The sequence below is a fragment of the Paenarthrobacter sp. CCNWLY172 genome (genome assembly GCF_037402035.1).
GTDB lineage: Bacteria > Actinomycetota > Actinomycetes > Actinomycetales > Micrococcaceae > Arthrobacter.
In genome coordinates, this window is sequence record NZ_JBBEGB010000007.1 from 316,142 (window position 1) to 330,150 (window position 14,009).

The following is a 14,009-nucleotide window of genomic DNA, read 5'->3' on the forward strand; positions in this document are numbered from 1 at the left end:
GTAGGCTGCAAGCATCTGCCCGGAGCACTACACCGCGTACGCAAAGGAGAGATCATGACCCTTCCTCCCACTCACGAGCCCGAGCCATTCCCCCCGGACCCGGGTCCGGTGCCACCGCCACCGGACCCCACCACACCGTTTCCACCCAGCCCTATTCCGGATCCAAACCCCACACCCGGGCCATCGCCGGTTCCCGACCCAGGTCCGGTACCACCGCACCCCGATCCGACGCACTAGGAAGCCGATCCGGCACACTAGGAAAGGGCATTAGTCAGTAGGCTTATGTTTGATCAGGTCGGTTGACCGATGCGAACGAACAGGAGCCCCCATGACGGCACACGAGGAAACAGCGCCCGTTTCCGTCCGCAAGCAACGCAAGCCCGACCCCTGGAAGGACTCCTTGGGCCGCGCGTCCGTCCGGGCAGCGCAGGTACTGCTCATTCTGACCCTGACGGTGGTGGCGATCTTCGGGCTGCTTCAAATCCGCCTGCTCGTCATCCCGGTGCTCATATCCCTGATCCTGGCGGCGGCCATAGGGCCATTCGTCAATATGCTTCGACGGCGCGGCTGGCGCGGCGGCCTGGCCACCGGCGTCGCTTTCCTGGGCCTCCTGATAGTGCTCGGCGGGGTCATCACGGTGATCGTCCTGTCGGTGCGCAGCCAGTGGGACGAACTGATCAGCCAGGCCGCGGCCGGACTGGATGAGTTGGAGAACTTCCTGCTGACCGGGCCGTTTCCCATCGATCGGGAGCAGTTGAACCAGGCACGTGAAGCGGCAGTGGAGTTTGCCCAGAGCAGTCAGGTACGTTCCGGGGCGGTTACCGGGTTATCGGTGGTGACGGAGTTCCTTGCCGGCGCCAGCCTGGTGGTAGTGATCCTGTTCTTCTTCCTCAAGGACGGCGCCAAGATCTGGGAGTTCTTCCTGCGACCCTTCACCGGCCTGAGGGAAGCCAAGCTTCGCCGGGTTGGAAAGCGAACCATGGAGGTTCTGGGCGGCTACGTCCGGGGCACAGCGATCGTTGCGTTGGTGGACACGGTAGCGATCGGCACGGTCCTGCTCATCCTCCAAGTGCCGCTGGCCATCCCCCTGGCAATCATCGTGTTCATTGGAGCTTTCATACCCTTGGTTGGGGCGACGGTCGCCGGGATCCTGGCAGCTTTGGTCGCGCTTGTCGCCAACGGCCCCATCGTGGCGCTGATCGTCGTGATCGCAGTGATCGCCGTCAACCAACTTGAAGGTGACTTCCTTCAGCCAGTGGTCATGGGCAAGTCCCTGGAACTGCACGCACTGGTCATCCTGATGGCGCTGACGGCAGGCACCATCCTCGCCGGGATCATCGGCGCAGTGTTGTCGGTTCCCATTGCGGCGGTCGCATGGGCCATTGTGCAGGTATGGACGGCAGAAGATCCGGACCTGGAACCCATGAATCCGGATCTGCCGCCGGCCAACAGCCAACCGGCTTAGGGCCAAGGAAGAGGGCCCCGGAAGCCCGTGATTATCCGAGCGCCTTCTTGAGCAACTCCACGATCCTTGCCTCGACCCCCGGCGTGATTTCCTTGAGGGCAAACGAGGTGGGCCACATGTCGCCGTCGTCAAGCTTGGCGTTTTCTTCGAACCCGAGCGTGGCGTAGCGGGCCTTGAACTTGTGGGAGCTTTGGAAGAAGAGAATGTTCTTTCCGTCCTTGGCGTAGGCCGGCATCCCGTACCAGGTCTTGGGCGTGAGCTCGGGCGCATGCTCCTTGACGATCGCGTGAAGCGCTTCGGCCATGGCTTTGTCCCCCTCGGGCATCTCAGCGATTTTGGCCAGGACGTCAGCCTCGCCGTCGGCTTTGGACGCCTTCTTGCGCGGAGCCTTCTTCAGTTCCTGCGCACGCTCCTTCATCGCCGCGCGCTCTTCCTCCGTAAATCCGTCGTAGGACTTGGTCTTGTCGGTTGTTCCGGTCTCAGCCATGGTGGATTCCTTCTTCTGTCCTGCGTAACTGTGCGGTTAACCCCCAAGTTACGGTGCCAGCGGGACGAAAACTTCTCCGAAACTGCTCAGTTGGGGTTGCGGCGGGTCGAAGGGAAGCCGTCAGCTGACGGCGGTCAGGGCGTCGTCGTAGATCGCCAACGCCTGGCGTACTTCTTCGGGAGTCACGACGGCGGGAGGCACCACGTGCACGCGGTTGTCGGCGATGAAGGGCAACAGTCCGCGGTGGAGCAGTTCCGTTTTAAGCTTGCCCATGAACGCCGGGCTGACCGGCGTCCGGGTCTGGCGGTCCTCCACGAGCTCGAGTGCCCAGAACACACCACGGCCCCGGACTTCACCGATGGCGTCGTGGTTGGCAGCCAGGGCGTTCAGGCCGGGCTCCAGGTGATCGGCGCCGATCCGGGCCGCGTTCCCGACGATGTTCTCTTCCTCGAAAGCCTCGATCGAGGCAACGATGGAGGCCGCAGCCAGCGGATGGCCTGAGTAGGTGAGGCCGCCAGGGAAAACCCGTTCGTCAAAGGTGGCCGAGATGTCCTCGTTGATGACGACCCCGCCTACCGGGACGTAGCCCGAGTTGACGCCCTTGGCGAAGGTGATGAGATCGGGCCTGACGTTGAAGGCATCCAGGGCGAACCAGTCCCCGGTGCGTCCGAAGCCGGCCATGACCTCATCGAGGATCAGGACGATTCCATGCTGATCGCAGAGTGCACGAACGCCCTCGAGGTAGCCAGGCGGCGGGAGCAGAATGCCGGCCGTCCCGGGAACGGTCTCGAGGAGCACAGCGGCAACGGACTGCGGCCCTTCCAGTTCAATGGTGCGGCGCAGGTGCTGCAGGGCGCGCTCCGCTTCCTGTTCCGGAGTCTCGGCCCAGAACTCGGAACGGTAAAGGTACGGCCCAAAGACGTGGACGTGTCCGCGGGAGTATTCGTTGGGGATGCGGCGCCAGTCTCCGGTGGCCACGATGGCTGCGCCGGTGTTGCCATGGTACGAGCGGTAACGGGAGATGACCTTGTCCCGCCCTGTGTGCAAGCGGGCCATGCGGATGGCATTCTCGTTGGCGTCCGCACCGCCGTTGGTGAAGAACACCTTGTCCATAGTTGACGGCGCGTGGGACAGGACCTTCTGGGCCGCCAGGGCGCGGGTGTGATTGGCATGCGCGGGAGCAACCGTGGTGAGCGTGTCCAGTTGCTGCTTGATGGCTTCGATGAGGCGCGGGTGCTGGTGGCCGATGTTCGTGTTGACCAGTTGGCTGGAGAAATCCAGATATGTCCTGCCCTCGTGGTCCCAGACAGTACTGCCGGAACCACCGGCTATGGCCATAGGCTTCAGCGTCTTCTGGGCTGACCAGGAGTGGAAGACATTGCCAGTGTCCAACGCGGCAACCTCTGCGTTGGAGGTGGGAACAGCCAGGGCGGTCCGGGTGGGAGACATTGAGGGTCCTCTCGAAAGGGCGGGTGGGGCTTCCCCTTCATCTTGAACTTTTGAACAGAACAACACCCCAGGACATTTGTATAGTTGGCAGGGTGTGGAACTACTTTTTTCCAAGGAGTGCCTGAGTATGCCGCCAACCATTAACACCATCCTTCGCAACAGCTCACTGAACCTGAGGCTGGTGACCCCGAAGGCAGGTGATCCTGCGCTGGAAGCGTCCGTGTCCTGGGTCCACAGTTCCGACCTTGACGATCCCACGCCGTTCCTCGATCCCGGGCAGCTGCTGCTGACAGACGGAACGCAGTTCCCGGTGGGCGACGGTCCCGTGGCGCTCTACAACGACTACGTGTCGCGGTTGGTCAAGCACGGGATCAGCGGCCTCGGTTTCGCCACCCAAGTGATTCACGGGGTGCTGCCACCAGGCCTGGTAGAGGCATGCCGCAACCACGCGTTGCCTTTACTGGAGGTCCCCGACAGGACGCCGTTCATCGCTGTCATTCGATTCGTTGCAGATTTGCTGGCGAGGGAACAGAACGCACGGTCCGAATGGTCGCTCCAAGCACAACGGGCCATCGCGCGGGCTGCCCTGCGTCCCGACGGACTGCGCTCCATCCTGGCCGAGCTTGAGCGGCAGCTGCATGGCTGGGTGGCGATGTTCGACGCTGCGGGAAACCATATCCTGATGCCCAACAACCGTCCCGTGCCGTCGTCGATCATGCCCGGCGTGATGGATGCCGTACGGAAATCCTTGGACCAAGGCTCGCGATCGGTCTCGCAACTGACGGTCGACGGCGAGCAGATCACCTTACAGACGCTGGGCCGCCGGCATCATTTGCGCGGAGTGCTGGTCCTGGGTGCCATCGAACCCCTGGATCCGGCCCGCACCGACATCATCAACAGTGTGATCGCGCTGGCCAGCCTCGCCCTGGAGCAAACGCGCACCCTCGATACCGCACGCCGCCACCTGCGTGCAGGCGTTTTCGAGCAATTGCTGGCAGGAAGCACGGATGTTGCCGAGCGCACGGCCCGCCAGGTCTGGGGCAGGCTGCCCGCCGACCCCGTTGTGGTGACCATGGCCCAACCTCCCGGGCAAGGACAGAACCTCCTGGAGGCGCTGGAACTGTTGTCGGACGACCACCGCGGCGCCGTCTTCTACGCCCAACGGAACGAGAACATCGTGGTGCTGGCAGGTCCGGCACTCCAACAAAAGGTCACAGTCCTCCTGGAACGGTACGGCGCAACGGCGGGCACGTCGGTGGAGACGGACTTCGTTCACCTCGCCAAGGCGTTGAAGGAAGCAGAGCGATCACTGCAAAGGGCTCGGGAACTCACCCGCCCCCTTGTGGCCTTCGAGGAAATCTCCCGGGGCGGGATGCTGGGCCTGCTGCACAGCGATGAAGCCGGATCCGTTGCCCGGCGACTCATTCAGCCGTTGGCCAAGCACGACGAAACCGAACAGACCCAGCTGCTGCCAACAGTTTCGGCGTGGTTGGCGAACAACTGCGTCTGGGATCGGACGGCACGGCAGTTGGGGATCCACCGGCACACTCTCAGGAACCGGATCGATACTGCGGGCACCGTCCTGGGACTCAACCTGGACAGCCTGCGCGACAGGCTGGAACTGTTCGCCGCAGTCGAGTTCCTGGAAGAGCGTTAGCCCCCACTCCCCTCTAGTTCTGGGGGAAGCCGAGGTTGATGCCGCCGTGGCTGGGGTCGAGCCAGCGTGAGGTGATGGCCTTTTCGCGGGTGAAGAACTGGAATCCTTGCAGACCGTAAGCCTTCGAACTGCCGAAGATGGAGTCCTTGAACCCGCCGAACGAGTAGTAGGCCACCGGCACGGGGATCGGCACGTTGATGCCCACCATGCCCACCTCCACCTCGGTTTGGAAGCGGCGGGCGGCGCCGCCGTCGTTCGTGAAAATGGCCGTGCCGTTGCCGAAGGCGCCCGAGTTGATCAGGTGCAGGCCCTCTTCGTAGCTCTTGACGCGGACAACGGCCAGGACCGGACCGAAGATTTCCTCTGTGTAGACGCGCGAGGTGACCGGGACGTCGTCGATCAACGTGGGGCCGAGCCAGAAGCCGTTCTGGTCGCCGTCCACCTCAATGCCGCGGCCGTCCACCACAACCTTGGCGCCGTCCTCGATGGCCACGTCGATGTAGGAGGCCACTTTGTCGCGGTGCTGGCGGGTGACCAGTGGGCCCATGTCGCAGTTGCGGCGTCCGTCGCCGATCCGGAGCGTGGACATGCGGGCGGTGATCTTCTCGATCAAGGCATCGGCGACAGGCTCGACGGCGACCACCACGCTGATGGCCATGCACCGTTCGCCGGCGGAGCCGAAGCCGGCGTTGATGGCGGCGTCGGCAGTCAGTTCGAGGTCGGCGTCGGGCAGGACCAGCATGTGGTTCTTGGCACCGCCGAGAGCCTGGACGCGCTTGCCGTTGCGGGCCGCGGTCTCGTAGATGTACTGCGCGATCGGGGTGGATCCAACGAACGAAATCGCCTTCACATCCGGGTGCTCCAGCAGTCCATCGACGGCTTCCTTGTCTCCATGCAGGACGTTGAAGACCCCATCCGGAAGTCCCGCCTCGGTGAAGAGTGCAGCGAGCCAGTTAGCCGCCGTCGGGTCCTTTTCGCTCGGCTTCAGCACCACGGTGTTGCCGGCCGCGATGGCGATCGGCAGGAACCACAGCGGCACCATGGCGGGGAAGTTGAAGGGGCTGATGATGCCCACCACGCCCAGCGGCGACTTGGTGGAGTAAACATCGACGCCGGTGGAGACATTCTCTGAATGCTCGCCCTTGATGAGGTGCGGGAAGCCGGTGGCCAGTTCCACGACTTCCTGGCCGCGGGTGATTTCCCCGAGGGCATCGGAGATCACTTTGCCGTGCTCGGAGGTGATGATCTCCGCGAGTTCGCCCTTGCGTTCATTCAGCAGTTCCCGGAAGCGGAAGATGATCTGCTGGCGCTTGGTGATCGACATGTCGCGCCAAGCCGGGAAAGCCTTGTTCGCCGAGGCGATGGCCGACTCGATGTCCTCGGCATTGCCAAGGTTGACCAGCTTGGTTTCCCGGCCAAGGGCGGGATCGAAGACGGGGGCCGTGCGGTCTCCGGCCGACGGCGCCTCAGCGCCCCCGATCCAGTGCGGGACCACCTGGAGTTCGTTGATTTCAGACACTGCGTACTCTTCTCTGCTGACGGGATCGATGTGAAGCATCTGGTTCAACCGTAGGGAAGGGTCCGGCGGTAAGGGGCACTACATTGAGCGAAAATTCACCAGCAGGGTCGACATGTGTACAGGGAAGCACGAGGTGTTCAGACCCTTGGCTATACAACTTGGAGCCGCGCTTGCCGCCGGAGATCGGCTCACCCTCCGTTAAAGGTCACCAAACGGCCAACCTGTCATGACAAGTTGGCCATGGTTACTTTGCCCGCAATTCACCGGACGAATCTACATTCTGAGGGTCAACGCATCCAGTATGAATGAAAGGTTCCATCATGATTTCCCCCAGCCGCCGCTCTGCCATCGCAGCATCAATCGCAGGGTTGGCCACCATCGGGGCCACGGCCGCCGTAGCATCTCCCGCGCAAGCCTCTGAGAATGGACACGGCAGCAACCGTCCCTCCGGCAAGGCCACAATCTTCACGGTCATCAGCGATATCCAGGGCGATCTGGCCGATTTTGACCTCGCGCTCAAGGACATCGAAAGTACCAATCCGAGCAAGCGAAGCGCAGGCCTGGTGGTCAACGGAGACATCACGCCGCGGGGCTACGACTTTGAGTACGATGCCGTGCGGAAAGTGCTGGATGCCAACACCCACGCTTCCAACGTCCACTGGGCCATCGGCAACCATGAGTTCTACGTCCCGAAGTACTCCAATCCCACCACGCTCGCCCAGGCCACGTGGCCCAACGGAACTACTGAAGCTTCGCTCTTCGAAAGCTTCTTCACCTTCACCGGCCGGGACAAGGTCTACGCCGAAATTGACCTTGGAGGCGTGCCGGGACTGATCCTGGGTACCGAGAAGTACATGCATTACCACGATGCGAAGCTGTGGGACGAGGTCTGGCTCAGCGAGGAGCAGATCACCTGGCTCGAGCAGCGTCTGGCTTATTGGGCCCGCAAGGGAAAACCTGTCATGGTTTTCACCCACCACCCGTTCCCGGACACGGTCTCTGGGACCCGCAACAACCTGTACAAGAACGACTACCTTCAGGCGGATCGGCTACTGGGCATCCTGGGCAAATACAAGAACGTCTTCGTCTTCACGGCCCACACCCATTGGGCGCTTCAGTTGGCTGACTGGGAAGTTCGCCGCACGGTTCCAGGCACGGGCAACCTGCAGGGATTCCAAGTCATCAACACCGGCGCAGTCCAGACGCTCTGGGAGGACAATGGCGCGGGCGGTGAACGCCCCTTGGATGGCCGGGAAGCCAGTGGGTTGCAAGTTGAGGTCTACAACGACTGCGTAGTAGTCAGGGCCCGCGACTACCGCCGGGGCGAATGGATCAAGGAAGTTCAGATTCCGCTGTTCTAGCCGGACCGCCTCCCCCAATCGTTCCAGCCCGGTTAACCTTCGTGCCACCCAGCTTCCCTACTGTAATCCCGCTGGGGGGATCGGAATCGACAGAGGGAAGCGCTATGTGCACTGGAGAAGAAATGACGACCACCCACAGCCAGAGTGTGAAGCTGGCCGATGCTGAACTAGGAGCATGGGGCTGAGCCGCCGGCGCATCCTGCAGTCGGCCGGCATCATAGCCGCAGGCACCGCTGCCACGGCTGCCACGGCCCGGCCGGCGATGGCGAACCCGGGCGGGAACGACCCCCAACTGAAGTGGCTCGTGGGTGACCACCACGTCCACACGCAGTACAGCCACGACGCGAAGTACATGATCAAGCAGCAGCTGGACACCGCGCAGGCCTACGGCGTTGACTGGCTGGCATTAACGGAACACAGCAACTTCGGCCACGCCAACAACGGCGGCGCAGTCAATGCCAACAAGGAAATCAAGGCGCAGCGTGCAGCACGTCCTGAGCTACTGATTTTCCAAGGACTCGAGTGGTACATCCCGGGTGCGGAGCACGCTTCGGTGCTGGTGGCACCGGGGCCCAACGAAGTGAACCTCCTGCGCACGTTCGAACTGGTGTGGGACGGCAAGCTGAACCAGTGGGAAAAACCGACGCCGGGAACGGCCCAAGTGGAAACCTTTGAACGCAAGGCTGTGGAAGCCATCGCCTGGTTGGCCAACCAGAAGCGCTCAGGCTACATCGAGGACGTGGTGGCTTTGGCCAACCACCCCATGCGTCTGGGCATCGATTCCCCGCATGAGCTCCGCGCCTGGCGCGACGCCGCCCGCGACGTCATGATCGGCATGGAAGGTGCACCCGGGGCCCAAGGCTCGGGAGTCAGCCAGTTCTCCAGGGCTGGAGACCAGCGCGGCGAGTACACCAACAACCCCACCCAGTTCAGCTTCCCCGGTTACCCGGCGGACGCCTTCCGTCCCTACGGCGGTTTCGACTGGGCCACGGCAACCGTGGGCGGCGTGTGGGATTCCATGCTCGCCGAGGGCCTGCCGTTCTGGATCACGTCCAACTCGGACAACCACCTCACGGTCAAGGACACGTGGAAGACCGGACCGTACCCGGCCGAGGAGCCCTATCTCAGCCTGCCCAACGAGTTTGACCGGTGGTCCGTCACCGGCAAACGGCCGGACCCGTTCGACGCCGGCGAAAAGCAGGGCGGCAGCGACTACTGGCCCGGCCAATTCAGCCGCCTGCACACCGGTGTCACCGAGCGCTCCTACACCGGCGTATTGGAAGCCATGCGCCGTGGACGCATGTGGGTGGACCACGGACACCTGCTGCAAGGGTTGGATGTCCGCGTCCGCGAAGTCCGCGGCAATGGCGCAGGCAGCAGCAACGGACGCAACGGGGTCACCCTCGGTTCCCGGCTGCAGGTTCGGCGAGGCGCCGACGTCGAAATTTCCATCACCATTACGACGACGGACTACCGCAACTTTGCGGGGATTCTTCCGAAACTCGCCCATGTGGATGTGATCGGCGGCGCTGTGACCGGTGCTGTGACGGATCGCGACACGTTGAAGGCGCCGGGAACCACTGTGTGGAAGCAGCTGGACGTTTCAGGCCGCACCGGCACGTTCACCATCAAGCACGTCATCAAGGACGTCCAAAAGTCCTGCTACTTCCGTCTTCGCGGGAGTGATGGAAACCGGCACGGCGCTGGATATTACGGCGCATCCGTAGACCCCGCCGGCCCCATCCGGCACGGTGACAACCTCGGGGATGCTGATCCGTGGACGGACACCTGGTTCTACGCCAACCCGGTGTTCATCGACGTCGTGTAGTCATCACTGCGATGCCGTGCCCACTTCGCCTTCCTCAGGGTCATCGGCCGAACGGACCTCACTGCGGATAACGCCCAACTCCTCAAGCTGGGCCGACATCCCTGCGCCATCCGGAGCATAAATCCACGGCACGCCGGGTGTCGGCTGGCCGCCGGACTTTGAACGGCCACCCGCAAGCACCGCTTCACCGGCAGAGAGTTGTCGGATGGCGATGGCCTTGACGTTCTCAGGATGACGCTGGGCAAACTCCGAGTAAATGGCTTCGTCATGTTGTCCGTCGTCGCCCACCAACAACCATTTGATGTGGGGGAACTCTTCCGCGAGTCGCTCAAGGGAGTTCCTCTTGTGCTCCTGGCCGCTGCGGAACCAGCGGTCAGGAGTAGGGCCCCAGTCAGTCAGCAGCTTAGGACCCGCGGGATACAAATTACGGGAGAGGAACCGCGACAGCGTCGGAGCGACGTTCCAAGCTCCGGTGGACAAATACAGCACCGGCGCAGACGGCGCCGTCCGGGCGATCCGTTCGTACAACACGGCCATTCCTGGCGTCGGGGTCCTGGCATGCTCGTTAAGGACGAACGTATTCCAAGCGGCCAGGAAGGGACGCGGCAGGGCGGTCACCATCACTGTGTCATCAATGTCGGACACCACGCCAAAGTCGGCATCGTCCGCGACGATCTCCACGGGAGCCTCCACGATCCGCGATTCCCCGGACCGGAGGGTGATGGTGTGCCAGCCGGCGTCAAGAACGACAGGAATCCGCGCGTCCACCACACCTCCACGGTCGGCGACCACCTCGTGAACGGTCCCTGCAATCGTCACCTGCACGGATGCGTTTGCCACGGGCGCACTCGTGAAGTTGCGCCAACCACGCATGCTTTCCTGCAGCGGTTTGGCGTGGCCTGCCGCATCCCTGGGATCACTGCGGACTACGCGCGCCAACACCCGAACCCAGGATGTGGAGCCATAGCCGGTGTACGGGATCACGGTCTCCACCCGGCCACGCCGGATGGCAAGACGTGTCTGAAAACCAAGCCACGCGTCGTCGAGCCTCAGCGCGAGGTGGCGCCGCCCGCTGCTCTGCGGTTTGCCTTGACTATCAACGGCATGGGATTGGGGTCGCGGTTTCATGGGACGGGGAGACATGCGTCCAGTCTTCCACGGCTGCCGACGAGTTTCATGCCTAGACAGCAGTGGTTGGTGCGCGGCCTTCGTCGCCATGTTGTTTGCGCGCTTCGGCAACGCGCAAACGGTCCAGTCGATTCATCAAGGGCGCAGTGGTGGCGCCGTGTACCACGATCGACAAAGCCACTACCAAACCGACCATGGCCCACAATTCGCGGGCCTCTGTCCCGAAGTTTCCATGGCTCAGCGCAAAGGCAACGTAGAACAGGGAGCCGATCCCGCGAATTCCGAAGTAGGAAATAGCCAGGCGTTCGCGGGGACCGGTCTTTCCGCGCATGAGCCCGATCCATCCGGCCACGGGGCGGACAACCAGAAGGAACGCCAGGGCGACCAACAGCTCCGCCCAGCCGATCCCCTCCAATAAGCCGCGGGCTATGGCGCCCCCAAGGAGGACCAGGATCACTACTGTCATGAGGCGTTCCAACTGCTCCACATAGCTGTGCAGCACTTGGTGGTACGCGTGGTTGCGTTCGGCGGATCGAATGGTCAAGGCGCAAATGAAAACTGCAACGAACCCATAGCCGGACACCATCTCCGTTGCACCGTAGGCCAGGAACGTCGCCGCCAGGGCCACAAATCCTTCGGAATGCTCGGACAAACGAAAACTCTTGCGTTTGGCTGCGAAAAAGACCAAGCTCAGCAACTTGCCCGTACCGTACCCAATGAGCACACCGGCAACAGTTCGCCATAGAACGTCCACAGCAACCCACTCCCCCAGCCAACCGGCCGGGGAGGCCCCCACGAGGCTGATGAGGATGGCGAGATAAACGAAGGGGAAGGCAAGCCCGTCATTCAAACCCGCCTCGGAGGTCAAGGCGAAACGAACCTCGTCTTCGTCCGGGTCCTCCTCGCTGTCCGCGGGCCTGCCAACCTGCACTTCCGACGCCAGCACAGGGTCCGTGGGTGCGATCGCGGCTGCCACGAGGATGGCCGCGGCGAGCCCCAAGCCCAGCACCCACAGCCCCAGGAGCGTCATCACAAGGATGCACAAAGGCATGACGATGCCGAGCAAGCGCCACGTGGTGGACCATCCACGCCAACGGAATGGCCGGTCCAACGCCAAACCGGCCCCCATAAGGGAGATGATGACGCAGATCTCGGTCAGGTGCGTGGTGAACTCGCCATACTGAACGGGATCCGGGTCCGGCAGCTCGGGAAGCAAGGTGAAGGCGAGGATGCCGCTGCCAAGAAAGACCATGGGCATGGACAGCGGCATGCGTCGCAACAACTTTGGCAAGACAGCAGCGGCCAACACCGCAACGCCTGCCGAAAGGAACAGGATGCTGGGGACTTCAAACACGGATGGTCTTCTTCCTGATGCGCCGTTCGGCGCATCCCAGAAGCCTAGTCCCGGCAGCGCCGTTCTGCTATCCCGCCCCTCCAGCCGGGCAAGATCCGGCCAGACCTCATCCAGCCCAGGCGACGCCCAAGGCCGCGTCGATGAGGACCTCAGCCGCTTGACGCGCTTGCCCGGCGGCGTCGGACGTTCCGGCGATGGCCGCTGTCGTCTGGGCGCCTTCGGCGAGGATGGCCAGTTGCGGCGCCAAGTAGCCCGGAGCACCGGCCTCCACCGCCAGGCGGGCGACGTATTCCTGGAATGATTCTTTGTGCTTCCGCGCATACTCGGCGACCTCGGGGCTCACGGCACCCAGCTCGGCGAAGCTGTTAATGAAACCGCACCCGCGGAATGAGTCCTGGCAGAACCAACCGGCAAGGTAGTCGAAGATGGCAAGGAGCCGCTCCCGCGGCGCCCCGGCTTGTTGGACTGTAGCGTCCAGCCCTTCGGTCCAGGACTGATGCCGGTACTCCAGTACGGCCATGACAATGCTGCTCTTTGACGGGAATTCCCCGTAAAGCTTCTTCAGCGAAACCCCGGCAGCGGAACGCAACTCGTCCATCCCAACAGCCTGGATTCCCTTGGCATTGTAGAGCTCGTCAGCAGTGGCAACGATGCGTTCGCGGACTTCGGAAACATTCATGCATCCATTCTACTTGCAAAGAGAACGAACGTTCTCTACGATGGTAAACACCAGAAGAGAACGATCGTTCTCTACTCGCAGAAAAGGGACAATATCATGGGTTTCATCAAGGTCGGCACCGAAAACACCACTGACATCGAGCTCTACTACGAAGACCATGGAACAGGTCAGCCCGTAGTCCTGATCCACGGCTACCCGCTGGACGGCGGCTCCTGGGAGAAGCAAACCGCAACCCTCCTCAACGCCGGCTACCGCGTCATCACCTACGACCGCCGCGGGTTCGGCAAGTCCAGCAAGCCGACCACCGGCTACGACTACGACACCTTCGCCGCCGACCTCAACACAGTCCTCGAAACCCTGGACCTGAACAACGCAGTACTGGTGGGCTTCTCGATGGGTACCGGCGAAGTAGGGCGCTACCTCGGCACCTACGGCGAAGGCCGCGTTGCGAAGGCCGCCTTCCTGGCATCCCTCGAGCCCTTCCTCCTCCAGACGGACGACAACCCCACCGGCGTCCCGTCCAGCGTGTTCGACGGCATTCGCAACGCAGCCATCGAGGACCGCTACGCCTGGTTCACCAACTTCTACAACGACTTCTTCAACACCGATAACTTCCTTGGCAACCGTCTCAGCGAGGAGGCCCTGCGAAACTCGTGGAATGTCGCCGCAGGATCGTCCTGGTACGCATCCTTCGCCGTCGTGGATTCATGGCTCACGGACTTCCGCGCCGACATCGGGAAGGTCACCGTCCCGTCTTTGATCGTTCACGGCACCGACGATCGCATCCTGCCGATCGACGCCACCGGACGGGAATTCACCAAGCGGCTCCCCTCCGCCGAATACGTCGAGATCGAGGGCGCACCCCACGGCATGCTGTGGACGCACGGCGCTGAGATCAACGAGATCCTGCTGCGCTTCCTGGCGAAGTAGCCATCTCCCGCCCCGCACCACGCACAACTTAAAACCGTTACGACGGCGGCAGGTCACCTTGGTTCCAATCGAACCGGCGGTTTCTAGGAGTCGTTGCAACACCTGTTGGTTAGGTGGTTAGTAGTAAATCACGTAGGCGCTCGGCTGGGGTT

General features: G+C 62.6%; 11 protein-coding genes. 5 read left to right on the top strand and 6 right to left on the bottom strand.

Annotation, left to right across the window (positions count from 1 at the left end):
* Positions 1 to 328 precede the first annotated feature (328 nt).
* Positions 329 to 1,465 carry an AI-2E family transporter gene (locus tag WBN73_RS13590; RefSeq protein ID WP_280626444.1) on the top strand — a complete coding sequence of 379 codons (1,137 nt, stop codon included), beginning with the start codon at positions 329 to 331 and terminating at the stop codon, positions 1,463 to 1,465.
* 31 nt (positions 1,466 to 1,496) lie between these two features.
* Here the strand turns inward: WBN73_RS13590 and WBN73_RS13595 are convergent, their stop codons facing one another.
* Both WBN73_RS13595 and WBN73_RS13600 read right to left on the bottom strand, forming a co-directional pair.
* The gene (locus tag WBN73_RS13595) at positions 1,497 to 1,952 is read right to left on the bottom strand and encodes an iron chaperone (protein ID WP_207596143.1); all 456 of its coding nucleotides are present in this window, start codon (positions 1,950 to 1,952) and stop codon (positions 1,497 to 1,499) included.
* 120 nt (positions 1,953 to 2,072) lie between these two features.
* A complete protein-coding gene (locus tag WBN73_RS13600) occupies positions 2,073 to 3,401 on the bottom strand; it encodes an aspartate aminotransferase family protein (protein ID WP_337340504.1) in 1,329 nt (442 codons plus the stop codon).
* A gap of 127 nt (positions 3,402 to 3,528) precedes the next feature.
* Between WBN73_RS13600 and WBN73_RS13605 the strand changes: the two genes are divergently transcribed.
* Positions 3,529 to 5,058, top strand: a complete 1,530-nt coding sequence (locus WBN73_RS13605) for a PucR family transcriptional regulator (protein WP_207596141.1) — start codon at positions 3,529 to 3,531, stop codon at positions 5,056 to 5,058.
* Between the two features lie 13 nt (positions 5,059 to 5,071).
* Here the strand turns inward: WBN73_RS13605 and WBN73_RS13610 are convergent, their stop codons facing one another.
* Positions 5,072 to 6,577 carry a CoA-acylating methylmalonate-semialdehyde dehydrogenase gene (locus tag WBN73_RS13610; protein WP_369745955.1) on the bottom strand — a complete coding sequence of 502 codons (1,506 nt, stop codon included), beginning with the start codon at positions 6,575 to 6,577 and terminating at the stop codon, positions 5,072 to 5,074.
* A 320-nt stretch (positions 6,578 to 6,897) separates the two neighbouring features.
* On the opposite strand from WBN73_RS13610, the gene WBN73_RS13615 reads away from it, so the two are divergent.
* Entirely contained in the window at positions 6,898 to 7,938 is a 1,041-nt protein-coding gene (locus WBN73_RS13615) for a metallophosphoesterase family protein (protein ID WP_337340506.1), read from the top strand.
* A 175-nt stretch (positions 7,939 to 8,113) separates the two neighbouring features.
* Positions 8,114 to 9,766, top strand: coding sequence for a PHP domain-containing protein (locus WBN73_RS13620; protein WP_337340507.1), 1,653 nt, complete (start codon positions 8,114 to 8,116; stop codon positions 9,764 to 9,766).
* Positions 9,767 to 9,769: 3 nt separating this feature from the next.
* Here the strand turns inward: WBN73_RS13620 and WBN73_RS13625 are convergent, their stop codons facing one another.
* The 3 genes from WBN73_RS13625 to WBN73_RS13635 all read right to left on the bottom strand — a co-directional run bounded on the left by WBN73_RS13625 (position 9,770) and on the right by WBN73_RS13635 (position 12,927).
* Positions 9,770 to 10,909 (bottom strand): App1 family protein, encoded by a 1,140-nt coding sequence (locus WBN73_RS13625; protein ID WP_337340508.1) that lies wholly within the window; start codon positions 10,907 to 10,909, stop codon positions 9,770 to 9,772.
* A gap of 37 nt (positions 10,910 to 10,946) precedes the next feature.
* Complete coding sequence (locus WBN73_RS13630) at positions 10,947 to 12,248, bottom strand: cation:proton antiporter (RefSeq protein ID WP_337340509.1); 1,302 nt, start codon at positions 12,246 to 12,248, stop codon at positions 10,947 to 10,949.
* A gap of 106 nt (positions 12,249 to 12,354) precedes the next feature.
* Positions 12,355 to 12,927: a TetR/AcrR family transcriptional regulator gene (locus WBN73_RS13635; protein ID WP_207596135.1), complete on the bottom strand. Its 573-nt coding sequence runs from the start codon at positions 12,925 to 12,927 to the stop codon at positions 12,355 to 12,357.
* Between the two features lie 96 nt (positions 12,928 to 13,023).
* On the opposite strand from WBN73_RS13635, the gene WBN73_RS13640 reads away from it, so the two are divergent.
* A complete protein-coding gene (locus WBN73_RS13640; RefSeq protein ID WP_207596134.1) occupies positions 13,024 to 13,857 on the top strand; it encodes an alpha/beta fold hydrolase in 834 nt (277 codons plus the stop codon).
* Positions 13,858 to 14,009: the final 152 nt, after the last annotated feature.

What these genes read in the sequence shown, in the direction of transcription:
- WBN73_RS13590 (WP_280626444.1), top strand. Translation starts at nt 329, where the DNA reads ATGACGGCACACGAGGAAACAGCGCCCGTTTCCGTCCGCAAGCAACGC.
- WBN73_RS13595 (WP_207596143.1), bottom strand. Translation starts at nt 1,952, where the DNA reads ATGGCTGAGACCGGAACAACCGACAAGACCAAGTCCTACGACGGATTT.
- WBN73_RS13600 (WP_337340504.1), bottom strand. Translation starts at nt 3,401, where the DNA reads ATGTCTCCCACCCGGACCGCCCTGGCTGTTCCCACCTCCAACGCAGAG.
- WBN73_RS13605 (WP_207596141.1), top strand. Translation starts at nt 3,529, where the DNA reads ATGCCGCCAACCATTAACACCATCCTTCGCAACAGCTCACTGAACCTG.
- WBN73_RS13615 (WP_337340506.1), top strand. Translation starts at nt 6,898, where the DNA reads ATGATTTCCCCCAGCCGCCGCTCTGCCATCGCAGCATCAATCGCAGGG.
- WBN73_RS13620 (WP_337340507.1), top strand. Translation starts at nt 8,114, where the DNA reads ATGGGGCTGAGCCGCCGGCGCATCCTGCAGTCGGCCGGCATCATAGCC.
- WBN73_RS13625 (WP_337340508.1), bottom strand. Translation starts at nt 10,909, where the DNA reads ATGTCTCCCCGTCCCATGAAACCGCGACCCCAATCCCATGCCGTTGAT.
- WBN73_RS13635 (WP_207596135.1), bottom strand. Translation starts at nt 12,927, where the DNA reads ATGAATGTTTCCGAAGTCCGCGAACGCATCGTTGCCACTGCTGACGAG.
- WBN73_RS13640 (WP_207596134.1), top strand. Translation starts at nt 13,024, where the DNA reads ATGGGTTTCATCAAGGTCGGCACCGAAAACACCACTGACATCGAGCTC.